Source organism: Mesorhizobium sp. M0626 (genome assembly GCF_040320665.1).
Classification (GTDB): Bacteria; Pseudomonadota; Alphaproteobacteria; order Rhizobiales; family Rhizobiaceae; genus Mesorhizobium.
Map to the genome: position 1 here is coordinate 170,408 of NZ_JAMYQD010000009.1, position 26,994 is coordinate 197,401.

The window sequence follows — 26,994 nt, forward strand, 5'->3', positions numbered from 1 at the left end:
GGTGACCGGCTATCTCCTGAAGAATTGCGCAGCGGTCATCACCGACGAGGGCAGGGGTCCGAGCGTCCGGCGCAATGTCGATGTGCTGACGAATGGCCCGCAGATCGAGGCAATCGGGCAAGGCCTGCACAGAAGCGAGTTGCCGGCCGGTACTATCGTGCAGGACGCCGACGGCTGGTTCGTCTATCCCGGCCTCGTCAACACGCACCATCACTTCTTTCAGTGCTTTGTGCGCAACCGTGCCGAACTCGACTGGACGAAGCTGTCGGTCATCGAATGGCTCGACCGGATCTATCCGATCTTCTCCCGGCTCAACGAGGATTGTTTCTACCACGCCTCGATCACGGCGATGGCAGAGATGATAAAGCACGGTTGCACGACGGCCTTCGACCACCAGTACAATTTTCCGCGCCATGCCGGAAAACGGCTCATCGACCGGCAGTTCGAAGCGGCCGATCTTCTCGGCATGCGTTTCCATGCCGGCCGCGGCGGCAACACGCTGCCAAAATCGGAAGGCTCGACCATTCCAGACGAGATGCTGGAGACCACGGACGAATTCATTGCCGACTGCGCACGCCTCATCGACACTTATCACGACACCAGTCCCTTCAGCATGCGTCAGGTCGTGGTCGCTCCCTGCCAGCCGGTCAACTGCTACCGCGAGACCTTCGTGGAATCGGTTTCGCTGGCGCGTGATCGCGGGGTGCGGATGCACACCCATGTCGGCGAGGGCGAAAGCCCGATCATCGAGGCCCGCCATGGCATGCGTACGGTGGACTATCTCGAGGACCTCGGATTTGCCGGCCGAGACACTTTCTATGCCCATTGCTGGGAGCTGACGCATGACGAACTGCGGCTGATGGCGGCGAGCGGCACCGGTGTCTCGCATTGCCCTGAGCCGGTCTATCTGGTGGGCGCGGAGGTGACTGATATTCCCGCCATGTCCGCCTTTGGCCTGCGCGTCGGTCTCGGCTGCGACGGTGCTGCCTCGAACGACAATTCCAACCTCATGCACTGCATCCATTCCGCCTACATGCTGCAATGCCTGGCGGCCTCGACGCGCGCTCATCCCGTGCCTGCGCCGGCCGATTTCCTCGGCTATGCGACAACGGGCGGGGCCGCGCTTCTGGGCCGCAATGACATCGGCCGACTGTCGCCCGGCATGGCCGCCGACCTCTTCGCGATCGACACGCGCCGCATGGATTATGTCGGCACGCGCCACGATCCATTGAGCCTGATCGCCAAGGTGGGCATCGGCATGCCCACCGACATGACCATGATCAACGGCCGCATCGTCTGGGAGAAGGGTGCGTTTACCGGGCTGAACGAGGCCCGGCTTGCTGCGGACGCGGAAGCTGCTTTTGCCGCGGTGGAATTCTAACAACTTAAGACAGGGGAACTGACATGCTGAACTATCTGACCCGCAGAACTCTGATGAAGGGCCTTGCCGCGACAGGGCTTGCCGGCGCGCTTGGCAGCCGTCCCGCCTTTGCGGCCGACGAGCCGCTCGGTATCACGCTCGTGCTCCCGTCGCCGGTCGGCGATGTCGGCTGGGGCCATGCGCTCGCCGCCGGGCTCGAGCCGGTCAAGGCCGCGTACGGCGACAAGGTGAAGATCACCGTCATCGAGAACATCGCCGAAGGGCCGGACGCCGACCGGATCATGAACAAGACCGTCGCCGACGGTAACAAGTTCCTGATCGCCGGCTCATTCGGCTACCAGAATGGTGCACTACAGATCGCCCGCCGCGATCCTGGGGTCACCGTGCTGCATGCCTCCGGCTTCCAGACCGCGCCGAATTTCTCGCCCTTCGCGGCGAAGTATTTCCAGGGCACTTACCTGCTCGGCATAGCCGCCGCGGCTCTTTCCAAGACCGGCAAGGTCGGCTCCGTCTCGGCCTTCGCCATTCCGGAGCTGATCACCTCGATCAACGCATTCACGCTCGGCGCACAGACTGTAAATCCCGATATCGAGGTATCGGTCGTCTGGGTGAACTCCTGGTTCGACCCGGCCAAGGAACAGGAAGCCGCCAAGGCGCTGATGGCACAGAACTGCGACGTGATCTTCTCGAACGCGCAGGACACACCCTCCGTGATCTCGGCCTGCGAGGAGGCTGGCGTCTATGCGTTCAACCTCAATTCGTCGATGAAGAAATATGCACCGAAGAAATATCTCGGCTGCATCGCGACGGACTGGTCGCCCTTCTTCAAGGCTTCCGTGGATGCCCATCTCGCCGGAACTTTCAAGGGCGCCAACACCTTCCTCGGCGTCGCGGAAAAGGTGGTGGAGGTCGTGGACTGGAACTCAGATATCCCAGCCGACACGATGACGAAGATCAAGGAAGTGGCGGCGAAGATCGCCGACGGCAGCTTCTCGCCCTTCACAGGTCCAATCACCAAGGCCGACGGCAGCGAAGCCGCCGCCGCCGGTGCGACGATAGCGGATCCCGAGATCGTCGCGATGGACTGGCACGTCAAGGGTGTCACCACACCACTGCCGAAGTAAGTCATGACCCCGCCCCTTCTGTCGCTCCGCGGCATCTCGAAGAGCTACGGCCAGATCCGGGCCAACCAAGCCATCGATCTGGACGTGGCGCCCCAATCGATCCATGCGATTCTCGGGGAGAATGGGGCGGGCAAATCGACGCTGATGAAGCTCATCTATGGCGTTGAACAGCCGGACGAAGGCACCGTCGTCTGGAACGGAGAGCCTCTGCGCCTTGCCTCGCCGGCTGAGGCACGGCGCAGGGGCATCGGCATGGTCTTTCAGCATTTCTCGCTGTTCGAGACGCTGACTGTCGTCGAGAACATCCAGCTCGTCGTCCCCGGCGGCAAGGCGGAGCTGGCGGGGCGCATCCGCAGCCTCGGCCAGGATTTTGGCCTTGAAGTAGATCCTCTCGCCGATGTGCACGCGCTCTCGGTCGGCGAACGGCAGCGGGTGGAGATCATCCGCTGCCTGATGACGGACCCGAAGCTGCTCATTCTCGACGAGCCGACCTCGGTCTTGCCGCCGCAGGCGGTGAAGAAGCTGTTCGACACGCTCAGGCGCCTTCGCGACCGCGGCGTGTCCATCCTGTTCATCTCCCACAAACTGGAGGAAATTCGCACGATCTGTGACCAGGCGACGGTCTTGCGTGGAGGGCGCGTTATCGGCACCGTCGACCCGCGCGACTATGATGCGCACGACCTCGCCCGCATGATGATCGGCCGCGACATGCCGGAGGTGATGCCCGCGTTGGCCATGCCCGAGGGGGAGAAGCGGCTGGAAATAATCGGCATGGACTACACGCCGGACGACCCCTTTGCCACGCCGCTCTCCGGCATCAGCCTCACGGTACGATCAGGCGAGATCCTTGGCATAGCCGGAATATCGGGCAATGGCCAAGGCGAACTTGCCGCACTCATCTCGGGCGAAGCGATGCTGCCGAAGGAACAACGCGACCGGATCTACATGATGGGCCGCGACGTAGGCACACTCGATGCGGCCGCGCGCAGGAGATTTGGCTTCGCCTTCGTGCCCGAAGACCGGCTGGGACGCGGCGCGGTCCCTGAAATGTCGCTCGTGCTCAACACCGTTCTTACCGCCCATCCTTTCGATCTCGTGAGGCGCGGCCTCATCAACAGCGCCGCAGCGACGGCTTTCGCCAGCGAATGCATCCGTCAGTACGACGTCCGCGCCTCCGGCCCGGATGCCGAAGCGGGCTCGCTGTCCGGCGGCAACTTGCAGAAATTCATCGTCGGTCGCGAGATGATGCTGTCGCCAAAACTGCTTTTCGTGGCGCAACCGACCTGGGGTGTAGACATTGGCGCTGCATCCGCCATCAGAAGGCGGCTCATCGCGTTGCGCAACCTGGGCGTGGCGATCCTCGTAATTTCCGAGGAACTCGAGGAACTTTTCGAACTCTGCGATTTCATCCAGGTGCTCCATCATGGAATGCTGAGTCCGCCTCTGGTCACGCGGGACGCGCGCCCCGAAGACATCGGCAGATACATGATCGGAGCACATGCCTCGCCAGAGAAGGTTCCTGCATGAGCGTTCGTGCCGCGCCGTTCCTCCCCGCGCTCGTCCGCCGGGAGCATGCCTCGCTCGTCGCGGCCATGCTGGCCCCGGCTGTCGCGCTTGGCATGGCGATCATCCTCAATCTGGGCCTTTATGTGCTGATAGGCCGAGATCCGGCGGCCGTCCTGTACGCGATGCTTCTCGAGCCGTTCCTCTCCTGGGCATCGTTCGCGGAGGTGCTGCTGAAGGCGGGGCCTCTTCTCCTCATTGCTCAGGGGCTGGCGATCGGTTTCCGCGCAAAAGTGTTCAACATCGGCGCGGAGGGCCAGTTTATCCTGGGCGCTATTTTCGCCTCGGCGATCCCCGTCTGGTTTCCGCAGGCGACCGGGCAGTGGATCTGGCCGCTGATGCTGCTTCTCGGTGCCCTCGGCGGTGCACTTTGGGCATCTATCACCGCCTTCTGGCGCGTCAGGCTCAATGCGAACGAGATCCTGGTCTCTCTGATGCTGAGCCTCGTTGCGGCGCAAGTCCTCAACTACTTGCTGCTCGGCCCATGGAAGGACCCGGCCGGCTTCAATTTCCCACAATCCGTCATGTTTCAGAACGACGCGATGGTGCCGACCCTGATCACCGGTACCCGTGTCAACGTCTCGCTGCTCATCACACTTGCGCTCTCGCTGGTGGCCTGGGTTTTCATGCAGCGAAGCTTCATGGGGTATAAGCTCAAGGTCGGCGGCCTTGCCCCGCGCGCGGCCGGTTACGCCGGCTTCAGCGAAGGGCGTGCGATTTGGCTATCGCTTCTGATCGGTGGCTTGGCGGCGGGACTGGCAGGCGCGGCGGAGGTCGCGGGTCCGCTCGGCCAGTTGCAGCGCTCGATCTCGACCGGCTACGGATATGCGGCCATCATTGTCGCCTATCTCGGCGGGTTGCATCCAGTCGGCATCATCTTTTCCGCGCTCTTCATGGCTGTCCTCTATATCGGCGGCGACAATGCGATGGTGTCGGCAAACCTGCCGATCGCCGCCGTCCGCGTCTTCCAAGGCAGCTTGCTGCTCGCCTATCTCGGCGCTGTGGCCTTCGTGCGCTACCGCATCGAGTGGCGCCGACCCCATCACCTGAGCCCGCCATGAACGCCGTCGAGTTCATTATTTCGGGCATGCTCGCAGCGGCAACCCCCTTTCTCCTTGCCGCGCTCGGCGAGTTGGTGGTCGAGCGCGCCGGTGTTCTTAACCTCGGCGTAGAGGGCCTGATGGCCCTCGGCGCGGTGCTCGCGTTCATCGTCGTCTACCACGGCGGTGGACACCTGCTGGGGTTCGTTGCCGCCGGCCTCGGTAGCGCCGTCCTGTCCCTCGTCTTTGCAGTGCTGGCACTCGGATTCCGGGCAAACCAGGTCGCGACAGGCCTTGCGATCGGCATTCTCGGCCAAGGCCTTTCGGCGCTGTTCGGCAAAAGCTACGAGAGCTTGACGGTCAAGGGGCTCCCGAAACTTGCCTTTCCCGGCCTCTCGGAAATCCCGGTAGTCGGCAGGCTGTTTGTCCAGGACGTCGTCGTATGGCTTTCCCTTGCCGTGACGTTTGCGATCTGGGCGATGTTTGCCTATACGAGAGCCGGCCTTGTCGTGAGGGCAATCGGCGAGAATCCCAAGGCAGCCCACGCCATCGGCTATCCGGTCATCGCTATCCGTGTCGCGGCCATAGCTTTTGGTGGCATGATGGCGGGTTTTGCCGGCGCCTATGCGGCGGCGGTGTACACGCCCCTTTGGGCGGACGGTATGATTGCCGGACGTGGCTGGATCGCGATCGCACTGGTTGTCTTTGGTACGTGGCTCGCTGGCCGCATCTTCCTGGGTGCCTGCCTCTTCGGCGCGGTTTCGCTGATGAGCCTCGCCGCCCAGGCGACCGGTCTGGACTTGCCATCGCAACTGCTTTCCAGCCTTCCCTATCTCGTTACGATCGTCGTGCTCGGTGTCATCTCGGCGGACCGCCGCTTGCTCAGGCTGAACGGTGTCGCCTCGCTTGGCGAACCCTTCGAACGTTAGCCGGGATGCAAAGCGGATTTGCGAAACTCGACGTAAGTTGAAGAGATCGAAACGCCAGCGGACGATCGGCATCCGATCCAAAGGGCAGAAACGCCAAACGGGGCGAAGGTATTTCCGCGAGGGTAGCGCTGACGCCGTCGACTGCGAGCAGGGGAACGATGTGGCGCTCAACGCGCCCGACACCGGTGGAGATCGTCGCGGGTTCTTGGATCGTCCCGTTTCCTCAGCACGAGCCCATTCTCGAGGGTCCATCCTCCACCGCAGCCTAGGGAAGCGGCTTCGCAAGATGGCCTGAGGCATGCGCCCGGTAAATTCCCGCATGCGAGCACTCGTCCTGCCTGTCTAAGGTTCCGAGTCTAACCGCAAATCCTCGATTTTTTCCGCCAATTCCAAAATATATATTCCGGTCTCCGCAAGAAGCCATAACAACGATTTCCAATACTACCTATTCTTGCAGAAACTAAAAACGCTACACTCGCGTAATCATATTGGTAACGGATGCTGTTCAACCTGCGTCCAGGCAACCAACACAGGGAGCGGCGTTATGGATTTCTTTAAAAGTTTAACAAAGGTCTTGGCCGGCGGCGCGGTTACCGTGGCTTTGTGCTTTCCGGCTGGCGCGGGCGGGCTCAGTGTGGGCATCGGCGGCAGCGGTGGGGTGGGTGTTTCGGTCGGCGGCAGTGGCGGCGGGCTTGGCGTCGGTGTCTCGGTCGGCGGGAGCAAGGGCGTCAATGCCGGAGCGACGGTCGGAGGCACCAGCGGCACCACCGCCAGTGTCGGCGCCTCGGTTGGCAGCGGCGTTACCGCCGGCGCCGGCGTATCGGTCTGCACGGGCGTCGGGGTCGGGGTCGGCGCAACCGTCGGCAGCAGTGTCGGGGTCGGCGCCGGGGTCGGGGTGGGCAGTGGAGTGACGGCCGGGGTCGGCGTCGGCATTGGCACACAGACAACGTCCACCAGCCCTAGGGATCCCAACACGCCGGCGGTGCCGACGCGACCGGCGGTGGTTGCCATCAGCGCCATGTCGGCCGGCCAGATCGCCAAGATGAAGAAACGCTGCGCCAGCGTGCTCAGCGGCAAGGGCACCTACGACCGGGACCTGAAGGAGCTCTGCCGGATATTGGCGCGGCGCTGAGTACCGCAACATCGCATCTGCCGTGGGGCGTCAGTCTCTCAGCCAGCCCCAATGCCGCAAGGTGGCGGGCATTCTTAGGGAGAGAGCTTTGCCGAGCGGTTCAGCGTTTCGCGGAAAGGCGGAACCGCTCAGGCTGTGCGCTTTCATCGGCGGCATTCCGCATGGCTTGGTCGCCGAGCCGAAGGAAGCGCCGCCCGGTTGCGGCCTTAATCTGACCTCTGCCGTCCGTCCGGTCACCCGTTTGGGCCGGCTCGAAGATTCGCCTCTGGCCTTTTGTATCGCCCGCTCTAGCTGCTTTGTGTTAGGCTCGTCATGTTAGCCTTGTCTTGCTGATGGAGGTTTTGATGGATCGGCGATCATTCTTGACAGCATTGTTCGGCGTTGCGGGGGCCGCGGCGCTTGCTACCGCGGTTCGGCCTCTCGAGGCCGTGGCCGGGGTTCCCAATGTCGGTAACGGCATTCTCGATGAAATCGACAAGCAGGATGCCAATTCGTTTGATGACGACGAAGGCCCGGGCGATGTCGAGCAGATATCGCATCGGCGATGGCACCATCGTCGCCACCACAGGCGGCATGTCTGGAGACGGCACTGCCGCACGTTCTGGCGGCATGGCCGGTTGCGCCGGCGCTGCTATCGCAGGCGCTCCTTTGTCGTCTTGCGGTTCTAACCGCGGCACGTTCCCGGATAGACCCTGCCCTGAGGCGCAAACACCAAACAGACCCATCCCGATTTGCATCGGGATGGGCTGGTTCAACTTTATCCAGCCACCGCTGCCACCGAATCCCGCTGCACCAGCGGGCATTCCAGCTTGGTGATGGGATAGCGGCCGCGGCCGGCAGGCGGCGGCACTTCGAGCTGTTCGATCGCCCATTGGCCCATCGCCATGTGCGGCAGGATCGATGTCGTCAGCGGCGGGAACAGATGGCGGGCGATCTCCTCGTCGTCATAGCCGACGACGGAGATGTCCTGCGGGATGTGCAGGCCCGCCTCCTTCAGCGCTTCGTAGCAGCCGATGGCCGTGCGGTCGTTCTGGCAGAAGATGGCGGTCGGGCGCTCTTTCAGCGCCAAAAGCTTCACGGTCGCGGCATAGCCGGCGCTCGCCGACCAGTCGCCCTCGACCACCAGTTCGGGATCGAACGGGATGTCGGCGGTGGCGAGCGCCCTGCGGTAGCCTTTCAGCCGGTCCTGCGCGGCCTGCATCCACGGCTCGCCGGTGATGGTGGCGATGCGGCGGTGGCCGTGGCCGATCAGATGCCGGGTCGAGTTCTGGCCGCCGGCGATCTCGGACGGCACCACGGCCGCGAAGGCATAATCGGCCGTGTAGCAGTTGAGCAGGATGACCGGGATGTCGAGGCCGTAGAGGAAGTCCGGCGCCGTGATCTCGCGGGTGAAGATGGTCATGTAGATCAGCGCCGAGATGCCGCGCCTGGTGAGCGCCGCAATGGCGCGCGGCTCCATGACGGCGTCGCTCATCGTCTGCGCCACGAGCAACACATTGCCGGCGTTCCACGACGCCTGGCGCGCGCCCTCGATGGCGACAACGGCTTCCGGGCTTGTCGCCAGCTGGTCGACAGCGAAACCGATGACACCGTCAAGTCCATCGAAGGCGGGAACAGGTTTGCGCAGCGCCGAGAAGGCGGGTGCTGCGTAGCCGAGCGCACGCGCGGCGTCGATCACCCGCTCGCGCGTCTGCTGCGACAGCCGGATGCCGGGCGAATCGTTGAGCACGAAAGAGACGGTCGCCTGCGAGCAACCGGCTGCCCTGGCGATGTCGGTCATGGTGACGCGGCCGCCCTTGGCGGCTCTCGCCGGCGCCTTGCGCCGCTTCGCCGTGTCGTCCGGATCCCTCGTCTCGCTCATGGTACTGCGTCCCAATCCCCAGCCTGTTTAGTCGCAAGCCTGCCACACCGACAAGATGGTGTCGCGCCGTCGACCAATGGAAATAGTCGAAGGCGTTTATCTTTATTAGCAGCTTTGAAGTTCGCCGCCATGCCGCTTCGGGCCGCGTGAAATTCGAGGACTGCAAGGCATCTGCTTGCGCGAAGCCGTGCTGCACCTGTTCGGGCAAACTAGAACTAGGGGCCACCGCCGAGTGTCCGCGCGAGACCTCTGCTAATAGTGTTTACTAATACAAAACGACGCTGTAACGTCAATCCGCCGTGTCCGGTCAGGTGGGACCCCGTGCGGCGAGAAGTGCACGTGAATGGCCCGATGGCGAGCGGGGTTTGCCTCCGCAAGCCTGGTCTCGGACATGTGATATGTCAGACAAATCAGACTATTTACGAGCACGGGATGAGTCTCTAAAGTCCGTGATCGCGACCGACGACGCCATTCTTCAGCGCCGGGAACCCCTGAGGAGGAGGGCGTCCAAATCGCGAGCGGCAAGTCAGTGAATGCAAGATCGGTTCAGTCCGACGACTGAGCCAAAACGGGAGGTTGAACATGAAATCCTTGATACGACATGCATCCGTGGCCACCGCAGCCCTGCTGCTCGGCCTGACCGCGACAGCCATTGCGCGCGCCGACGACAAACCGACGCTGGCCTTCGTCGTCAACGGCGCTTCCGATTTCTGGAAGGCCGCCGAAGCCGGCGTCAAGAAGGCGCAGGCCGAATTGCCCGACTACAATCTCGAACTCAAATATCCCGAGCAGTCCTCGGTCGCCATCCAGCAGCGGCTGATGGACGATCTGGTGACCGCCGGCGTCAAGGGCATCATGGTCTCGGCCGTCGACCCCAAGACCTCGACCGACGGCCTGAACAAGATCGCGTCGGAAACGGCGCTGTTCACCACCGACTCCGATGCCCCGCAGACCAAGCGCGTCGCCTATATCGGCTCGTCCAATGTCGACGCCGGCAAGCAGGCGGCCGAGATCGCCAAGAAGGCGATGCCGGACGGCGGCAAATGCCTCGGCTTCGTCGGCCTGCTCGGCGCCGACAATGCCAAGGAGCGCATCCAGGGCATGAAGGACGGCCTCGCCGGCAGCAAGATCGAACTGGTGGACGTGCGCGGCGACGACATCGACCAGGCGCGCGCCAAGAAGAATGTCGAGGACGCGCTGGTCGCCAGCCCCGACATCACCTGCATGGTCGGCTTCTACTCCTACAACACGCCGCGCATCTATGAAGCGCTGCGCGACGCCGGCAAGCTCGGCTCGATCACCGTCGTCGGCTTCGATGACGATCCGATCACGCTGGGCGGCGTCAAGGAAGGCACCGTGGCGGCGACCGTCGTGCAGCAGCCCTTCGAATGGGCCTATCAGGGCATGAAGCTGATGGCCGCCTATCTCAAGGGCGACAAATCAGGCATTCCGGAAGGCGGCCTGATCATCATCCCGACCAAGATCATCGGTAAGGACGATGTCGACGCCTATGCCGCCAATCTGAAGGCGATGTCCGGAAACTGAGACCACGAGCAGTTGCGCCGGCTCAGGGTTCGCCTTGAGCCGGCGATCGTGTTGACGGGCCGGCCAAGGCCCGTCAGTCTGTAGCCCACCGGCTGCTGGCAAGCCTGATCAAATATGGCGTGATGAATTATTCCGACCCATCCATCGTCGCAACCACCCCGTTCCTCGGCCTCGAGAACGTGCGCAAGACCTATCCGGGCGTGGTGGCGCTGGACGGCTTTTCCATGGAAGTCAGGCCGGGCGAGGTGATCGGCCTGGTCGGCGAAAACGGCGCCGGCAAGTCGACCTTGATGAAGATCCTCGGCGGCGTCACCAGGCCGGACAGCGGCGCCATCACCGTCGACGGCGTTGCGCATGACGGGCTCACCGTCGAAGGCAGCCTGGGGTCGGGCATCGCCTTCGTCCACCAGGAACTCAATCTGTTCGAAAACCTCGATGTTGCCGCCAATATCTTCTTCGGCCGCGAGCCGTTGCGCGGCGGGCCGCTGAGATTGGTCGACCGCGCCAAGCTGCGCGAAATGGTGGCGCCGCTGCTGAAGCGTGTCGGCGCCAACTTTTCCGCCGATACGCCGGTTGCCTCGCTGTCGCTTGCCCAGCAGCAGATGGTCGAGATCGCCAAGGCGCTGTCGATCAAGGCCCGGCTGGTCATCCTCGACGAGCCGACATCGAGCCTGCCGCTTGCCGAAACCGACAAGCTGCTCGACGTCATCAAGGCGCTGAAGGCCGATGGCATCAGCGTCATCTTCATTTCGCACCGGCTGCATGAGGTCGAGCGCGTCGCCGACCGCGTCGTGGTGCTGCGCGACGGCATGCTGGCCGGCACCTTGCCGAAGAGCGCCATCAACCACGACCAGATGGTCAAGCTGATGATCGGCCGCATGCTGAAGGAGCGCGAGAAGGCCTCCGAGGCGGCTCGGGCGCCGGGCGCCACGGCTCTCTCGGCCAAAGCCATCCGCACCCCCGCCTACCCTGCCCGGCCGGTCGACCTCGACATCAGGCGCGGTGAAATCCTCGGCCTTGCCGGTCTTGTCGGTTCCGGCCGCACCGAACTGGCGCGGGTGTTCTTCGGCATCGACAGCACGCTTGGCGGTGGGCTCGAACTCGACGGCAAGCCGCTCGTGCTGGGTTCGGCGGCCGATGCGGTCGCGCATGGCATTTTTCTCGTCCCGGAAGACCGCAAGCTGACCGGCATTTTGCTTGACCTGTCGATCGCGCAGAACATCTCGCTGCCCAACCTGCCGGGGCATGCTAAGCGTAAGCTGGTGTCGGCAAGCTCCGAGGCCGCCACCGCAGAGAAGCAGAAGGCGAATCTCGGCATCAAAGCGCCGTCGGTGCAGACGCGCACCGGTACGCTGTCGGGCGGCAACCAGCAAAAGGTGGTGCTGGGCAAATGGCTGGCGATGAACCCGAAGGTGATGATCCTCGATGAGCCTACGCGCGGCATCGATATCGGCGCCAAGGCCGAGATTTACGGGCTGATGCGAGCCTTGGCCGATGCCGGCGTCGCCGTGCTGATGATCTCCAGCGACATGGAAGAGGTGATCGGCGTGTCCGACCGCATCGCCGTCATGCATGAGGGCCAGATCTCGGGCATTCTCGACAAGGAACAATTCAGCCAGGAAAACGTGCTGTTGCTGGCGGTCGGCAAGCCGGCAAACTAGCGGGCTTCAGGCGATTGCCGGTCCGGCGCATTGGGGAGAAGACGATGAGCAAAAAAGATCTCGGCCTGCTGATCCTGATCCTGGTGGTCGGCGCCGTGGTGACCGCCATCAACCCGCGCTTCCTTTTACCGATCAACCTCGCCAACACCTCGAACCTGATCGGCCTGTTCGGGATCCTCGCCATCGGCCAGGCCTTCGTCATCATCACCGGCGGCATCGAATTGTCGGTGGGATCGCTGGTGGCGCTGCTCGGCACGCTGTTCATCGATTTCATCGCCGTGCGCGACATGCCATGGCCGGTGGCGCTGCCGCTGATCCTGGTGCTGGGCGGCATCATCGGGCTGGCGCATGGCTGGCTGATCACAAGGCTGAAATTGCAGCCCTTCGTGGTGACGCTGTGCGGCCTTTTGATCTATCGCGGGGTCGCCCGTTTCTATACCGCCGACGGCACCGCCGGCTTCGCCTTCGGCCAGAATTTTCCCGAGCTCGAATTCCTCACTGCGGGCCGCAGCTATGGCGTGCCCAACAGCTTCATCGCACTGATCGTCATTTCGATCGTCATGTGGGTGGTGCTGCACCGCTCGGTGTTCGGACGCTACCTCTATGCCATCGGCAAGAACGAAGAGGCGGCGAAATATTCAGGAATTCGCACCGGCCGTGTCGTCATGGCCGCCTATGTCATCTGCGGCGTGCTGACGGCGCTGTCGGCGATCTATTTCGCCATGTACACGCGCTCGATCTCGCCGGCCAGCCACGGCCAGTTCTACGAACTCTACGCCATTGCCGCCGCCGTTCTCGGCGGCTTCTCGCTGCGCGGCGGCGAAGGCTCGCTGGTCGGCGTCATCCTGGGCACCGTGCTGCTGCAGGAGTTGCAGAACCTGGTCAATCTGCTCGGCATCCCGTCCTCGCTCAACTTCGCGGTGATGGGCGGCGTGATCCTGATCGGCGTGCTGGTCGACCAGCAATGGGGCGTGTTCCGCGCAAGGCGGCTGATGCTCGATGCCAGCCGCAAGACTGTCGCGGCCGAGTAGCGCTACATCACGCCGGATATATCCGAGAAGGCCATCGCCTTGCGCAGCACCTCGGCGAAGCGTTCTCCGGCGGCTTCGCGCCGGCCGCCATTGTCGATCGAGGTGACGCCGGAGCCGGACAAAGCGATATTGGCGCTGCGGGCGAGCCGAGCCAGCACTTCGCCGCGCGATTCGCGGCCGCGCTGGGCGAGACGCACGGCGAGGATTTCCGGCGAGGCGGTGATCTCGACGACAGCCAGATTGGCATAGCGCTCCCGCAGCACCGGGATGACTGCGCGCGAGACATTGGCCACCGCGACATGGCCATTGGCGATGGACCAGTCGACATCGGCCGGAATGCCGTAGCGCAGGCCGTGCGCCTCCCAGGAAATGGCGAAAGCGCCGTCGGCCTGGGCCTCGGCAAAGGCCGCGTCAGCCAGCGTGTCGTGATCCTCGCTTGCCGCATCGCTCGGCCTGGTGATGACCCGGCGGACGAACTCCAGCCTCGTCTCGTCGGCAAACAAGGTGCGGGCATAGCCGATTACCGTGTCCTTGCCGGCGCCGCTCGGGCCGACGACGGCGACAAACACGCCGTTGCGGAGCGGAAAGGCCTCGCTGCTGAGTTCGCGCTCGATCGACGCCGAGACCATCAGGCGACCCGGCGCCCTTGGCGCCAGACAGTGCGCACGACCGGCACATGGTCGTCGACGCGCACACGCACCAGATCGGCGCGGCGGCCCTGTTCGATGACGCCGCGGTCGTTGAGGCCGATCGCCTCGGCCGGATTCTTCGACACCATCGCAACCGCCTGCGGCAGGGAAATGCCCTCGACGACGTCGCCGAGGAAGAAGGCCGACTGGATCAGGCTGAAGGGAATGTAGTCGGACGACAGTATGTCGAGCAGGCCGTCGCCGGCCAGCGTGCGGGCCGAGACATTGCCCGAATGCGAGGAGCCGCGCATGACGTTGGGCGCGCCCATCAGTACGCCGAGCCCGGCATCCTTCGAGGCCTTGGCGGCTTCCAGCGTGGTCGGGAATTCCGCGACGCGCACGCCCTGCTCGATCGCCTCGTTGACATGGCCTGATGTGGCGTCGTCATGGCTCGCCAGCACAATGCCCCGCTCGTTGCAGGCGGCTGATATCGCCACCCGGTTCGGTCCCGAATTCTTCGCCGATTCCGACATCCGCTTTTCGCAGAACAATTGGAAGTCGCGATCGGTCAATTTCAGCTTGCGCTGATAGTAATGGGCGTAGGTCTCGAGATTGACGAACTGACGCTGTCCCGGCGCATGGTCCATCAGCGAGGCCAGCTTGACCCGCTCGTCGCCATCGAAATTGGCGAAAGCCCGCAAGCAATCCGGCGCCGAGACCTCGCAGCGCAGGTGCAGGAAATGGTCGGCCCGCAACCGGTCTTTCGCGACGCTGTCCTCGATCGCGCCGGCGAGCTTGCGGATGTCGTCGGAGGTAATATCCGCGTCCTCGTCCATGCCGACACGCAAAGCGTCGAGCACGGTGGTGATGCCGGCGGTGGCCACCTGCGCGTCATGGGCAAGGACGGCGGCGATCGGGTTCCAGCGCACTTTCGGGCGCGGCGCATAGTGGCCTTCGAGATGGTCAGTGTGCAGCTCGACCAGGCCGGGAATGATGTAGTCGCCGCCCATGTCCTCGCCGCCCATGCTCCCGCCGGTGTGGCCGGTGCCGGCGTCGACGCCGGAGATAAAACCGTCGCGCAGCACGAGCGACCCTTCGACGATCTCGTCGGCAAGCACGATGCGGGCGTTGTGGAGAACAGTTTCGGCGGTCATTCAGGCAGTCCTTGCTTACTCGGACGAATTGCGGTCAGGCGGTTTTTCGGGCAGCGCGGCGGACGAGCGCATGATGCGAAAGCACCATGAACGGAGCGCCCGGTTCGGTTTCGACGAACAGCGTCAGCGCATCCACCAGCACCGGCTGCTGCAGCACATCGGCGAACAGGCTGTCAATTGCCGCGCGCAGACGTTGGCTTTCCTGCGGCCCGGCCCGGCCGGACAGTGTCATGTGGAAGCGAAAGGTCTCAAACACATAGGGATAGCCCCACTGGCAGAGATTGCGGAACTCGGCCGGCTTCAGCGAATCCGGGCTGCGCCGCTCGATCTCGGCCTCGGTGAGCGGCGCGCGAAAACGGTCGAAGCTAAGCACGACATCGTCGGCGAAACGGTGGAGCGGCGGCAGCGGGCCTTCCGGCACCAAAGCGAAGAAACCATCGATCTGGCTGACGACCAGGCGCGGGATGGTGACCGTCGGCGTTGCTTCGGCAAAGGCGTCCAGCGCCGCGCGCAGCGAGCTTTCGGTTTCGTTGGCGGCCAACCGGAAGGGCGCTTTCAGCGTCGCATGGAAACCGTAGCGCCGCGCCGATGCGGTGTGAAAGGCGACTTCGGCCGCCGACAGCTCGCCCACCGCCTCGACCGGCCTGGTGGCGGCGCCAAAGGGGTCGCGGCCCAGCCAGTTGGCGGCGAGCCGCGCCAGCGGTTCGTCCTGCCTCGGGGTGAAATAGATGGCGTAGCGCATCGAAAAAAATCCTCGTCAGCCCGCTGCCATAGGTGATTTCCATGACGGATTGACGAAGCTTATGCGGGTTTTCGAAGGCAAATCGACCCCGTGGATCGTTAGCCGACGATTTTTCGCTGCTGGACCAACAGCTTCTGGCGCAAGCGAAGGCCGATCAGGCCTTCATGAGCCATTCGTGCTCGGGCGCGTTGTGGAACTTCCACGTCCGCTTCGGCCCGGCCATGACGTTAAGGTAATAGAGGTCGTAGCCGTGGCAGGCGGCGCAGGGGTGATAGCCCTTGGGCACCAGCACAACATCGCCGTCCTCGATCGCCATGGCTTCGTCCAGCTCGCGGGCGCCGGTCTTGTCGGCGTCGGTGTAGACGCGCTGGAAGGCAAAACCCTGCGGCGGGTTGAGGCGGTGGTAGTAGGTTTCCTCAAGATAGGATTCGGCCGGCAGGTTGTCCTGATCGTGCTTGTGCGGCGGGTAGCTCGATGTGTGGCCACCGGGCGTGATGACCTCGACCACCAGCAGCGAGTCGGCGGGCTTGCCCTCGGGCAATATGTTGGTGACGTAGCGCGTGTTGGTGCCTTTGCCCCGAGTCTCCTGGCCGAGGTCGTCGGGTGCGATGACGCGAACGGGCAAGCCGCCGCCCAGGCCCGGCGCCGAGCAGACCGCGAGTTCGAGATCGGTGTCGGCGGTGACCGACCAGTCCGAACCCTCCGGAATATAGACCGACCACGGCTTGCCCTCGAAGGGCGACATGCGCTCGCCGAGCAGGCCGAGTTCCTGGCCGCCGGCCCTTGCCGTGCCCTTGCCGGTGACGAACACCAGGCAGACTTCGCGATCCTGCGTCTTGCCGGATGCGGTCTCGCCCGGCTTCAGGCGGTGCAGGTCGAAGCCGACATAGGTCCATCCGGCGCTGTTGGGCGTGACATAGGCGACGCGGCCATGGCCCTTGTCGGCTTTGACGAGCAGTTTCGACATGTTTTGTCTCTCCTATCGCAAGTCTTCGAGGTCGGCCTCTCAACTTCGTCATCCTAGCGCGAAGCTCCGTCGCGAAGACCCTAGGATGACGAAGCGAGGGACGTTCCGGCCAATCACCGACGTAGGCGATACGCCAGGTGTCGAGTGTCCGACCCGCAAGCCCTTCCGAGCCACGGCCGCTTCATTCCTTCGGTTCGGCGTCCGCCTTCGCTTCGCCGGTCTTCGGTCGATCAGGCGCAGCCTTGCTCTCCTCCACCGGCTTGTAAAGATAGAAGAACTGCCACACCGCGTAGGCGGCAAAGCCGAGCGCAATGATGCCCCAGAATGGGGTGCCGGAGGCGAATTCTATTCCGGCCCAGATCACGCAGACGGCGACGACGGCAACGCGCCGCCACAGCGGCCGGAAGAACGGGTGCTCGTAATCCTTCATCGGACCGGCTTACGCATTGGGAAAGCCTTGCGTCTCGACCGTGTAGCCGGCCGCCGTCATCACCCGCATCAGCTCCTTGTAACCCACGTGGGCCATCTTCAGCGGCGGGTTCTTTTTCGGGTCCTGCTCGGCCTCGACGACGAACCAGCCTTCATAGCCATGGTCGGCGAAGCGCTGCACGATGGCGCCGAAATCGAGCGAACCGTCGCCAGGCACCGTGAAGGCACCGAGCGCCACGGCGTCGAGAAAGGACTGCTTTGTGCGGTCGAGCCCGTCGATCACGCCCATGCGCACATCCTTCACATGGACATGGCTGATGCGCTTGTGGTGGTTGTCGATGGCGCGCAGCACGTCGCCACCGGCAAAGGCGAGATGCCCTGCATCGAGCAGCAACGGAATGCCTTCGCCGGAATGGCGCATGAAGGCATCGAGCTCCGGCTCGGTCTCGACCACCGCCGCCATGTGATGGTGATAGGACAGCGGCATGCCTTGCTCGGCGCACCATTCGCCGAACTCGGTGAGGCGCCTGGCATAGGCCCTCATCTCGTCGTTCGACAATTTCGGCTTGGTGGCGAGAGGCCTGGAGCGATCACCCTGGATCGAGCGGCCGACCTCGCCATAGACGATGCAAGGCGCATTCACTGCCTTGAACAGGTCGATCATCGGCTGGATGCGATCCCTGTTCTTGCCCATGTCCTCATCGACCAGCGTGCCGGAGAACCAGCCGCCGCACAGCGTCACGTCGGCCTGCTTCAGGATCGGCAGCATGATTTCGGGGTCGTTTGGAAAACGCCGGCCCATTTCCATGCCGGTGAAGCCGGCAGAGCGCGACTGGCGCAGGCACTCTTCCAGCGAGACGTCGTCGCTGAGGTCGGCAAGATCATCGTTCCACCACGCAATGGGGGACATGCCCAGTTTGGCTTTCAAGTTTTAGCTCCGGTTTCTTGTTCACCCTCCCGTTGTGGGGAGGGTCGCTGCGAAGCAGCGGGTGGGGTGCGGCGCCAGACCCCCACCCGGACCTTCGGTCCGACCTCCCAACAAGGGGGAGGTAGGGGCAGCGCTGACTTAGCATCAATCGCCAATAGTCTGCATCTGCCGCTTTTCGTCATAGGCCTTGCGGGCTGCGTTGACCTGCGGCCGTGCGGAGACTTCCGGCACCGCGACATCCCACCAATGGCCGCCGGCATCGGTGGAAATCAGCGGGTCGGTGTCGATGACCAGCACGGTGGTGCGGTCGTTGGTTTTCGACTTTTGCAGCGCGGTCTCCAGGCCGGTGATCGACGGCACCTTCTCGGCAATAGCGCCCATGCTGGCCGCATGCGCGGCGAAGTCGATGTCGGGCAGGATCTCGTGGCGCGCGTCCTTCAAGAGGTTGTTGAAGTTGGCGCCGCCGGTGGCCATCTGCAGCCGGTTGATGCAGCCATAACCCCTGTTGTCGAGCACCACGATGGTCAGCTTCAGGCCAAGCATCACCGACGTGGCGATTTCGGAATTCATCATGAGGTAGGAGCCGTCGCCGACCATGACGACGATTTCCTGGTCGGGCTTGGCCATCTTGGCGCCGAGCCCGCCGGCAATCTCGTAGCCCATGGTCGAGAAACCATATTCGCCATGGTACGAGCCGGGCGCGCCTGCCTGCCAGAGCTTGTGCAACTCGCCCGGCAGGCCGCCCGACGCGTTCAGCAAGGTCACGCCGGACCCCAGCGCGCGCTGCACGGCGCCGATCACCTGCGCGTCCGACGGGAAGGCGGCGTTGGTCGACGCCGTCACCTTGGAGGCTTCGGCCTGCCAAGCCTTCTTGCCTTGGGTCGCATTGTCGGTCCATGTCGCCGGTGCTTTCCAGTTCCCCAGCGCAGCACCGAGTTCGGCGAGCCCTTCGGCCGCATCGGCGACCAGCGGCAGCGCGCGGTGCTTGCCGGCGTCGAAAGGCTGGACGTTGAGCCCGATAATGGTCTTGCCGAAATTCTTGAACAGCGCCCACGAGCCGGTGGTGAAATCCTGCAGGCGCGTGCCGATGGCGAGCACGACATCGGCTTCCTCGGCCAGCCGGTTGGCGGCCGAGGTGCCGGTAACGCCGACCGCCGCCATGTTGAGCGGATGCGTGTCGGGCAGCGAGGACTTGCCGCCCTGCGTCTCGCAGACCGGAATGCCGGCGCTCTCGGCGAATTTCGCCAGTTCATCCGAAGCCTGCGAATACAGCACGCCGCCGCCGGCGATGATCAGCGGCTTCTTCGCGCCCTTCAGCGCCGCAACCGCAGCGGCAAGCTCGTTCCGGTCCGGACGCGGCCGGCGCTGGTGCCAGACGCGCTCGGCGAAAAAGCTCTCGGGATAGTCATAGGCCTCGGCCTGCACGTCCTGGCAGAGCGACAGCGTCACCGGGCCGCATTCCGCGGGATCGGTCAGCACCTGCATGGTCCGCGCCAATGCCGGGATGATCTGCTCGGGACGGGTGATGCGGTCGAAATAGCGCGACACCGGACGGAAGCAGTCATTGACCGTCGCGGTGCCGTCGGAAAAGTCCTCGGCCTGCTGCAGCACCGGATCGGGGATGCGGTTGGCGAAGACATCGCCCGGCAAAAACAGGACGGGCAACCTGTTTACGTGGGCGAGCGCCGCCGCCGTCACCATGTTGAGCGCACCGGGGCCGATCGAAGAGGTCGCGGCCATGAAGCGGCGGCGGAAATTGGCCTTGCCATAGGCGATCGCCGCATGCGCCATCGCCTGCTCATTGTGGGCGCGGAAGGTCGGCAATTCGTCGCGCAGCTGGTACAGCGCCTCGCCGATGCCGGCGACATTGCCGTGACCGAAGATCGCCCAGACACCGCCGAAGATGGGCACTCGTCTGCCGTCGATCTCGGTCATCTGCTTGCTGAGAAAGCGGGTCAGCGCCTGCGCCATCGTCAGGCGGATTGTCTTGCTCATGGTGTTTTCCTCCGCAGTCCTCTTGCCGCGCCTTTATGCTGCTTTACGGCCACGCGCGGCAAGCCACGCTTCGGTCAACTGTTCGAAGCGCGCGGCCATGTCGGCGATAGCCTCGTCATCCGTCATCTTGCCGGCCAGCCATTGTTCCGCGGCGTGGACGAAGATGGTGCGGCCGACGGCAAAGCCCTTGACGATCGGCGCCTTGGCGGTGGCGGCAAAGGCCGCTTCCAGTTCGTCCTGCGGCGCTTCGAGACCCAGCAGCACGACGCCGCGGCACCACGGATCATGCTTCAGGATCACCGCTTCGATCTTGGCCCAGGCGCCGGCCGACGCCTGCGGTTCGAGCTTCCACCAGTCCGGCTTGATGCCAAGCGCATAGAGTTCTTCCAGGGCGCGCGGGATCGTCGTGTCATCGAGCTTGCCGTGCTTGCCGGCGATGATCTCGACCAGAAGCTCCCGGCCGACCTTCCGCGCGGCTTCGAACAGCGAGCGCAGCTTCTGCTGCTGCTCTTCCTTGAGCGCTGCCGGATCGTCGGGGTGATAGAAGCACAGGCATTTGATGCAGTGGTCGACCGGCCATTCCACCAGTTGCGAGCCGATGTCCTGCGAGAACTCGAAGCGCAGCGGCCGGGAGCCCGGCAGTTCGACGGGACGGCCGAGCCAGGCAAAGGGGTGGCGGGCGAACTCGAACATCGCCTCGCGACCGTGCTTCTCGTCGATCAGCATGCCATAGCCGTCGCGGCCGGCGGCGACTTTCGCCGCGGCCTTGACCGCCAGCACCTTGAAATCGCGGATGCGCGCCGGATCGGCGCCGGTCTTTGCCGCGACGTCCTCGAGCTGCACACGGTGGTCGCAGGCGAGCGCCATCATCGAGGGGATATCGCGGCGGCGGGTCGTCGCCCAATGGATGTGGTTGATCGCCTCGTCCTTGCGCAGAGCGAGATGCTTGCTGCCGTTCTTGAGGAAGAACTGCAATTCCTCGAAGGTCGGATATTCCGGCGCGCAGAGCAGCCGCGACACGGCGAAGGCGCCGCAGGCATTGGCCCAGGTCGCCGCTGTCGCATGATCTTCGCCACCCAGCCAGCCGCGCAGGAAACCGGACATGAAGGCATCGCCCGCGCCCAGCACATTATAGATCTCGATCGGAAAGCCCTTGCCGACGATACCGTCTTCCAGATCGTCGCTGATCGGCCCGTCATAGACGATGCAGCCCATGGCGCCGCGCTTCAGTACGATGGTTGCCTTGGACAGCGCGCGGATCGTCTTCAGCGCGCTCAGGCAATCGTCGGCGCCCGAGGCGATCATGATCTCTTCCTCGGTGCCGACGATGAGGTCGCAATCGGGCAGCACCGTCTTCAGCTGGGCCGAGACGCGGTCGGATTTGACATAGCGCTCAAAACCCTCGGCATGGCCGGCGAGCCCCCAGAGGTTGGGGCGGTAGTCGATGTCGAACACCACCTTGCCGCCCCTGGCCTTGATGATGCGGATCGCCTTGCGCTGGGCGGCGTCGCTGTTGGGTCGGGAAAAATGCGTGCCGGTGACGACGATGGAACGGGCCGAGGCGATGAAGGCTTCATCGATATCTTCTTCGGCGAGCGCCATGTCGGCGCAGTCGCTGCGATAAAAGATCATCGGCGAGACGCCTTCGCTCTCGACCGAAAGCAGCACCAGAGCCGTCAGCCGTTCCTTGTCGGTCTTCAGCCCGTCGACATTGACGCCTTCGCGGCTGAGCTGTTCGCGGATGAAGCGGCCCATCTGCTCGTCACCGACGCGGGTGAGCAGCGCCGAGCGCAGGCCGAGCCTGGCCGTACCGACGGAGATATTGGCCGGGCAGCCGCCGACCGATTTGGCAAAGGAGCCGATGTCCTCCAGTCGCGAGCCGATCTGCTGGCCGTAAAGGTCGACGGAAGCGCGACCGATGGTGATGACATCGAGCGTCGCCTGTTTGGCGTCCATGGCTTCGCTCATTGGAACCTCCCGTCGGTCTTGTTGTCTTGAGCAACGTAGTTGGGGGACACGCGCGAGCGGCAGCGTGGCGCCGGGAATATGAAATAATAATTCCAATCTATAGTCAATATGGAATGAGCATTCCTTCCGGGAATTCGAGCGCCCGGCGCCGGCCTAGGCTTTGCGCTTCTTGCCCGTGCTGCGCCGCTTCTCGCCGACGCCGACGGTGAGCGCCATGGCCAGCGCCATGGTGGCCGACAGCGAGCGGAAGCCGGCAAAATCGGCCTCGGCAACCTCGAACCAGACCTTGGCGAACTGCGCTAGTGGCGAAAACGAACTGTCGGTGATGGCGATGATCGGCACGCCCTGTTCGGAAATGGTGCGGGCCTCCTCGATGGTGGCCGGCGCATAGGGCGAGAAACTGATGGCAATGACGGCGTCCGCCGGGGTGGCGAAGGCGACCATCTCGGCATTGAGGCCGGCGGCGGATTCGATCAGCTGGTTGCGGATCTTCAGCTTGCCCAAGGCATAGGCAATGTAGCTCGCCACCGGGTAGGAGCGGCGCTTGGCCAGGACATAGATGGTCTCGGCCTTGGCCAGCAGCGAGATCGCGTCTTCCAGATGCGCCTCGTCCAGCGTTCGCGAAATATCGTTGAGCGAAGTGCTGGCGGCGGCGACGAAGCCGTCGAAGATGGCTCGGTGTCCAGCACCCGCATCGGCCTTGGCGCGCAGCGCCTGCAGGCGTTCGTCATAAGAGGAATTGCGCTCGCGCAGCCGCTCGCGAAACACCTGCTGCAGGCTGGTGAAGCCGTCAAAGCCTAGTTGCTGGGCAAAGCGGATCAAGGTGGACGGCTGCACGCCCGCCGAAGCGGCGATGCTGGCGGCGGTGCCGAAGGCGATGTCATCGGGATTGTCGAGCGCATAGGCGGCGATCTGGGCGATGCGCTTGGGCAAGGTTTCACGGCGATCGAGGATCGTGGCGCGCAGCGTCTCGAAGTCGCGAGGTACCCGTTCGTCCATCGTCGCCCCGTCCAAGCTCACTTAAAGCGCGTCGCGGTGAAACGGATTCGTGCGATGCGCTTTAAGTCTTTGTTTTGATGCATGCCGTTGTCCCAGAACCGCGGCACACTTCTGGGCGACATGCATTAGAGCATGATGCCGAAAAGTGTGCAGCGGTTTTCGGACGACATCATGCTCTCTTTAACTCAAGTGACGTCCTCTCTGCCCCATCATAGCGAGCCTGCGCAAGAAGGCCATAAAAAATGAGGCAGACATTCCATTCGGAGAAGAAATGGACTAATTCATCCATCGATCGCTTCAGTTATTGGGAGAAAGAAATGGTCGGCGTTGGTCTTATCGGCACGGGTTTCATGGGCAAATGCCACGCCATTGCGTGGAGCGCCGTCGGCGCCGTCTTTCCCGATGTCGCCAAGCCGAAGCTGGTCCATCTCGGCGAGGTCAACGAGGAGCTGGCCAAGCGCAAGGCCGGTGAGTTCGGCTTCGCCAAGGCGTCGGGCGACTGGCGTGCCGTCGTCAACGACCCCGAGGTCGATATCGTCTCGCTGACCACGCCCAATCAGTTCCATCCGGAGATGGCCATCGCTATTCTCGAAGCCGGCAAGCATCTGTGGTGCGAGAAGCCGATGGCGCCGAGCTTTGCCGAAGCAGCGGCGATGGCGGCCGCGGCGAAGAAGTCCGGCAAGGTCGCAGCGCTTGGCTACAACTACATACAGAGCCCGGCCATCCGCCACATCGGCGCGCTGCTCGAGGAAAAGATCATCGGCGAGGTCAACCATCTGCGCATCGAGATGGACGAGGACTTCATGGCCGACCCCGAAGCGCTGTTCTTCTGGAAGCATGAGGCCGCATCCGGCTATGGCGCGCTCGACGATTTCGCCGTGCATCCGCTGTCGCTGGTCTCGACACTGTTCGGCCGCGTCGCAAAAGTCATCTGCGACATGGCCAAGCCCTATGCCGACCGCAAGCTGGCCGGCGGCGGCCGCCGTGCGGTGGAGACCTACGACATCGCCAGCGTTTTGATGCATCTGGAAAACGGCATTGCCGGCACGCTGCTGGTCAACCGCTCGGCCTGGGGCCGCAAGGGCCGCATCGCCATACAGATTTTCGGCTCCAAGGGATCGATCCTGTTCGACCAGGAGCGGATGAACGAAATCCAGCTCTACGTCACCGCCGATCGCCCGACCGAACAGGGCTACCGCACCATATTGGTGGCGCCGCACCACAAGCCTTACGACGCCTTCCTCCCGGCGCCGGGCCATGGGCTCGGTTTCAACGACCTCAAGATCATCGAGTGCCACGAATTGCTGACGCGGCTTGCCGGCAAGCCGGCACGGGTCATCGAATTTGCCGAAGGGCTGGAGATCGAGCGCACCGTGCACGCGATGGCGAGGTCGTTCGAGGAAAAGCGCTGGGTGGATGTGCGGTAAACCCGCTCGCTTCAGCCGCCAGCGACAGCGTTCGCCTCCCAGCCACTGACCCAGACCTGGCGCAGGCGATCGCCTTCGCCTTTGAAGCGCAGCCCGGTCGCTCGGCAATCGGCGATGCGGTCGCTGCGGAAATTGCGGATCGCCTGGCGCAATTCGCACCAGGCGACGATGTTGGCGGTTTCTGAATAGTAGATCAGCGCGATTGGACGGATCAGCCGCTCGGAGGCGCGGCCGATTTCGTCGCGATAGGACAGGTCGAGCTTTTCCTCGTCGCGGATGGCGCGGCGCACAAGCGCCAGATCGATGGTGCCGATTGCCGGTGCAGCGAACCCCCAGACATGCAGTGCGTTGGCGTCGAACGCCTGGCGTAGTGGCGGCGGCACGGCGCCGGCGATCTTGGCGCTGACGCGCTTGGCCGCCTGCTTGAGTTCGCTGTCTCCCGTGCGCTCCAGCAGGGCGAGCGACAGGACGATCGCCTCCATCTCCTCGATTGAGAACATCAGCGGTGGCAGGTCGAAGCCGGGCCGCAATATATAGCCGATGCCACGCCCGCCTTCGATCGGCACGCGCATCGCCTGCAGTGCGGCGATGTCGCGATAGATCGAACGCACCGTGACTTCCAGCTGCCCGGCGATCATCGCCGCCGTCACCGGCTGCCGCGCCAGCCGCAGGATCTGGATGATCTCGAACAGGCGCGACGCCTTGCGCATTTCCTCTCCCTGATGAAACGCTACTGACACATCCCCGTCAGTTGGGGTGATTTATTGGACTGCCTATCAGCTTGAAAATCAACAAATTCCTTAACGGCACCCCAGCAGGAAGCGACAAGCAACTGACATGAGTTACGCGGAAAATCTCTGGCTGTTCTTTATCCTGCTGTCCGGCATCATCATCGTGCCCGGCATGGACATGCTGTTCGTGCTGGCCAATGCGCTCACCGGCGGCCGCGACCGGGGCCTCGCCGCCACGGGCGGCATCATGGTCGGCGGCATCGTGCACACGCTGAACGGCGCCATCGGCGTCGGCCTGCTGATGCATTTCGTACCAATCCTGTACAAGCCGCTGCTGATAGCCGGCGCCGCCTACATGGCCTTCATCGGCATCTCGCTGATGCGCAGTTCCATCACCGTCGGCCATGACGGGCCCGCCGGCAGCCGTACGGCCTGGAAGGCCTTTCGCCAGGGACTGGTGACCTGCCTGATCAACCCGAAGGCCTATCTCTTCATATTTGCCGTCTATCCGCAGTTCCTGAAGCCGGATTACGGCCCGATCTGGATGCAGGCGACGGTCATGGGCTTGCTGACGATGCTGACGCAGGCCGCCATCTATGGCGGGCTCGCCATCACCGCCGGCCGCAGCCGCAATCTGCTGGTGGCCAATCCGCGGGCGACCGCTTTTGCGGGCCGGGCGGCCGGACTGCTGCTGTTTGCGGTCTCGGTGTTTACGGCATGGGAAGGGTTGAGGGCAGCGTGATCCCGATCAAGCGATGACGCCGCGTTTCTTCGCCTCGGCGCGGCGCTTGCGGATCACTGTCCCGGTCTTTTCGTCGTCGAGGGCGGCAGCTACCCCGTCCGCGAGACCGATGACGTCATGACCGCCTCACGCCCTCGCCCAAGACGACGAGAAGCTCGTCCAATTGCTCGAACGTCTCGCCCATCGCATCCGCCGCCCCGGTACCGGCCGCGTCGAGAGCCTCCTTCGAGGGATAGAGTTCGTGCATGACCAGCAGCGTCTTGCCACCCTTTTCCTCGAAGGTCAGCGTGGTGACGGGTCCACCGTCACCACCTTCGTCATTGGTCCAGACGAGGCGTGAGTGGGGTGTCACTTCGATATACCTGCCGAAGAATTCGTGAAGGTCCGAGGCGTCGTGGCCGAACACCAGGCGGTACGTGCCTCCGGTACGAGCATCCATCTCGCAGGAACGCAGGAACATGCCCATCGACTTCGGCACCCACCACTGCTTGAACAGCTCGGGCTTGGTCCACGCCTCGAACACGATGCGCGCCGGACCGTTGACTGTTCGCGTGACGACCAGCTCGCGCTCGGACTTCCGTTCGACCGTGGTGCGGCTGTTCGTGGGCTCACTCTCGGTTCTTTGGCGCATCGGCTTTCTCCTTCCGTTTCAATTCCTCGACAACCTTGTCCAACTCGTTGAAGCGTGCGTCCCAGAGCAGGCGGTGCCGCTCGATCCAGGCCGCCTCTTCCTCCAGTCCGCGCAGGCCGAGCTTGCAGGTCCGCACGCGGCCAACCTTCTGCGTGGTGACGAGCCCCGCCTGCTCCAGGACGCCGACGTGCTTCTTCATGCCCGTGAGGGTCATGTGGAACTTTCCGGCAAGCTCGGTGATCGAAGCGTCTGCGCGTCCGAGCTGCTCCAGAACGCCACGCCGGGTGGCGTCCGAGAGCGCGGCGAACGAGGAATCCAAGTCGGTATACTGAACCATATGGTTCAGTATTTAGCAGACCGGTTGCCGGGGTGCAAGGGGAGCCGC

The 26,994-nt window shown here is 63.7% G+C and carries 25 protein-coding genes; 11 read left to right on the forward strand and 14 right to left on the reverse strand.

The features are described from left to right. Position 1: 1 nt before the first annotated feature. The 6 genes from NKI37_RS13425 to NKI37_RS13450 all read left to right on the forward strand — a co-directional run bounded on the left by NKI37_RS13425 (position 2) and on the right by NKI37_RS13450 (position 7,169). Entirely contained in the window at positions 2-1,381 is a 1,380-nt protein-coding gene (locus NKI37_RS13425; protein ID WP_352789278.1) for an amidohydrolase, read from the forward strand. 26 nt (positions 1,382-1,407) lie between these two features. Further along, on the forward strand, positions 1,408-2,505 hold the full coding sequence (locus tag NKI37_RS13430) for a BMP family ABC transporter substrate-binding protein (RefSeq protein WP_196814915.1): 1,098 nt from the start codon (positions 1,408-1,410) through the stop codon (positions 2,503-2,505). Positions 2,506-2,508: 3 nt separating this feature from the next. Further along, positions 2,509-4,032 (forward strand): ABC transporter ATP-binding protein, encoded by a 1,524-nt coding sequence (locus NKI37_RS13435; protein WP_352789281.1) that lies wholly within the window; start codon positions 2,509-2,511, stop codon positions 4,030-4,032. Continuing rightward, positions 4,029-5,129 carry an ABC transporter permease gene (locus NKI37_RS13440; protein WP_352560039.1) on the forward strand — a complete coding sequence of 367 codons (1,101 nt, stop codon included), beginning with the start codon at positions 4,029-4,031 and terminating at the stop codon, positions 5,127-5,129. Before NKI37_RS13435 ends, NKI37_RS13440 begins: the two co-directional genes overlap by 4 nt. Beyond that, the gene (locus NKI37_RS13445; protein WP_023727826.1) at positions 5,126-6,037 is read left to right on the forward strand and encodes an ABC transporter permease; all 912 of its coding nucleotides are present in this window, start codon (positions 5,126-5,128) and stop codon (positions 6,035-6,037) included. Before NKI37_RS13440 ends, NKI37_RS13445 begins: the two co-directional genes overlap by 4 nt. Positions 6,038-6,581: 544 nt before the next feature. Continuing rightward, positions 6,582-7,169 carry a hypothetical protein gene (locus NKI37_RS13450; RefSeq protein WP_352794464.1) on the forward strand — a complete coding sequence of 196 codons (588 nt, stop codon included), beginning with the start codon at positions 6,582-6,584 and terminating at the stop codon, positions 7,167-7,169. A 356-nt stretch (positions 7,170-7,525) separates the two neighbouring features. On the opposite strand, the gene NKI37_RS13455 is transcribed toward NKI37_RS13450, so the two are convergent. Continuing rightward, a complete protein-coding gene (locus tag NKI37_RS13455) occupies positions 7,526-7,924 on the reverse strand; it encodes a hypothetical protein (protein ID WP_352560037.1) in 399 nt (132 codons plus the stop codon). 2 nt (positions 7,925-7,926) lie between these two features. Beyond that, positions 7,927-9,030 carry a LacI family DNA-binding transcriptional regulator gene (locus tag NKI37_RS13460; RefSeq protein ID WP_352560035.1) on the reverse strand — a complete coding sequence of 368 codons (1,104 nt, stop codon included), beginning with the start codon at positions 9,028-9,030 and terminating at the stop codon, positions 7,927-7,929. Between the two features lie 582 nt (positions 9,031-9,612). Between NKI37_RS13460 and NKI37_RS13465 the strand changes: the two genes are divergently transcribed. The 3 genes from NKI37_RS13465 to NKI37_RS13475 all read left to right on the forward strand — a co-directional run bounded on the left by NKI37_RS13465 (position 9,613) and on the right by NKI37_RS13475 (position 13,267). Beyond that, on the forward strand, positions 9,613-10,575 hold the full coding sequence (locus tag NKI37_RS13465; RefSeq protein WP_023684049.1) for a sugar-binding protein: 963 nt from the start codon (positions 9,613-9,615) through the stop codon (positions 10,573-10,575). Between the two features lie 122 nt (positions 10,576-10,697). Beyond that, positions 10,698-12,236, forward strand: a complete 1,539-nt coding sequence (locus tag NKI37_RS13470; protein WP_023752310.1) for a sugar ABC transporter ATP-binding protein — start codon at positions 10,698-10,700, stop codon at positions 12,234-12,236. A gap of 44 nt (positions 12,237-12,280) precedes the next feature. Further along, on the forward strand, positions 12,281-13,267 hold the full coding sequence (locus NKI37_RS13475) for an ABC transporter permease (RefSeq protein ID WP_023684050.1): 987 nt from the start codon (positions 12,281-12,283) through the stop codon (positions 13,265-13,267). Positions 13,268-13,269: 2 nt separating this feature from the next. Here NKI37_RS13475 and phnN read toward each other — a convergent pair whose 3' ends face one another. The 9 genes from phnN to NKI37_RS13520 all read right to left on the reverse strand — a co-directional run bounded on the left by phnN (position 13,270) and on the right by NKI37_RS13520 (position 23,078). Further along, a complete protein-coding gene (phnN, locus tag NKI37_RS13480; RefSeq protein ID WP_023752311.1) occupies positions 13,270-13,899 on the reverse strand; it encodes a phosphonate metabolism protein/1,5-bisphosphokinase (PRPP-forming) PhnN in 630 nt (209 codons plus the stop codon). Next, positions 13,896-15,050: an alpha-D-ribose 1-methylphosphonate 5-triphosphate diphosphatase gene (locus tag NKI37_RS13485; RefSeq protein ID WP_023752312.1), complete on the reverse strand. Its 1,155-nt coding sequence runs from the start codon at positions 15,048-15,050 to the stop codon at positions 13,896-13,898. Before NKI37_RS13485 ends, phnN begins: the two co-directional genes overlap by 4 nt. Before the next feature lie 34 nt (positions 15,051-15,084). Continuing rightward, positions 15,085-15,792, reverse strand: a complete 708-nt coding sequence (locus NKI37_RS13490; RefSeq protein WP_352794466.1) for a DUF1045 domain-containing protein — start codon at positions 15,790-15,792, stop codon at positions 15,085-15,087. Between the two features lie 154 nt (positions 15,793-15,946). Then, entirely contained in the window at positions 15,947-16,759 is an 813-nt protein-coding gene (iolB, locus tag NKI37_RS13495) for a 5-deoxy-glucuronate isomerase (RefSeq protein WP_023684054.1), read from the reverse strand. A 181-nt stretch (positions 16,760-16,940) separates the two neighbouring features. Beyond that, positions 16,941-17,189 carry a hypothetical protein gene (locus tag NKI37_RS13500; protein WP_023672345.1) on the reverse strand — a complete coding sequence of 83 codons (249 nt, stop codon included), beginning with the start codon at positions 17,187-17,189 and terminating at the stop codon, positions 16,941-16,943. 9 nt (positions 17,190-17,198) lie between these two features. Beyond that, on the reverse strand, positions 17,199-18,116 hold the full coding sequence (gene iolE / locus NKI37_RS13505; RefSeq protein WP_352789294.1) for a myo-inosose-2 dehydratase: 918 nt from the start codon (positions 18,114-18,116) through the stop codon (positions 17,199-17,201). 144 nt (positions 18,117-18,260) lie between these two features. Then, complete coding sequence (iolD, locus tag NKI37_RS13510) at positions 18,261-20,111, reverse strand: 3D-(3,5/4)-trihydroxycyclohexane-1,2-dione acylhydrolase (decyclizing) (RefSeq protein ID WP_352789297.1); 1,851 nt, start codon at positions 20,109-20,111, stop codon at positions 18,261-18,263. A gap of 33 nt (positions 20,112-20,144) precedes the next feature. Continuing rightward, the gene (locus tag NKI37_RS13515; RefSeq protein WP_352789299.1) at positions 20,145-22,079 is read right to left on the reverse strand and encodes a bifunctional 5-dehydro-2-deoxygluconokinase/5-dehydro-2-deoxyphosphogluconate aldolase; all 1,935 of its coding nucleotides are present in this window, start codon (positions 22,077-22,079) and stop codon (positions 20,145-20,147) included. A 153-nt stretch (positions 22,080-22,232) separates the two neighbouring features. Then, positions 22,233-23,078, reverse strand: coding sequence for a MurR/RpiR family transcriptional regulator (locus tag NKI37_RS13520; protein ID WP_023823976.1), 846 nt, complete (start codon positions 23,076-23,078; stop codon positions 22,233-22,235). Between the two features lie 317 nt (positions 23,079-23,395). Between NKI37_RS13520 and NKI37_RS13525 the strand changes: the two genes are divergently transcribed. After that, a complete protein-coding gene (locus tag NKI37_RS13525; protein ID WP_023814498.1) occupies positions 23,396-24,505 on the forward strand; it encodes a Gfo/Idh/MocA family protein in 1,110 nt (369 codons plus the stop codon). A gap of 11 nt (positions 24,506-24,516) precedes the next feature. Here NKI37_RS13525 and NKI37_RS13530 read toward each other — a convergent pair whose 3' ends face one another. Beyond that, entirely contained in the window at positions 24,517-25,215 is a 699-nt protein-coding gene (locus NKI37_RS13530) for a helix-turn-helix transcriptional regulator (RefSeq protein WP_352443581.1), read from the reverse strand. A 127-nt stretch (positions 25,216-25,342) separates the two neighbouring features. Between NKI37_RS13530 and NKI37_RS13535 the strand changes: the two genes are divergently transcribed. Then, positions 25,343-25,978, forward strand: a complete 636-nt coding sequence (locus NKI37_RS13535; protein WP_023672340.1) for a LysE family translocator — start codon at positions 25,343-25,345, stop codon at positions 25,976-25,978. A gap of 115 nt (positions 25,979-26,093) precedes the next feature. Here NKI37_RS13535 and NKI37_RS13540 read toward each other — a convergent pair whose 3' ends face one another. Together NKI37_RS13540 and NKI37_RS13545 are read right to left on the reverse strand one after the other, a co-directional pair. Beyond that, positions 26,094-26,609, reverse strand: a complete 516-nt coding sequence (locus NKI37_RS13540) for an SRPBCC domain-containing protein (protein ID WP_023702091.1) — start codon at positions 26,607-26,609, stop codon at positions 26,094-26,096. Continuing rightward, complete coding sequence (locus NKI37_RS13545; RefSeq protein ID WP_023672338.1) at positions 26,587-26,946, reverse strand: ArsR/SmtB family transcription factor; 360 nt, start codon at positions 26,944-26,946, stop codon at positions 26,587-26,589. Before NKI37_RS13545 ends, NKI37_RS13540 begins: the two co-directional genes overlap by 23 nt. Between the last annotated feature and the right edge of the window lie 48 nt (positions 26,947-26,994).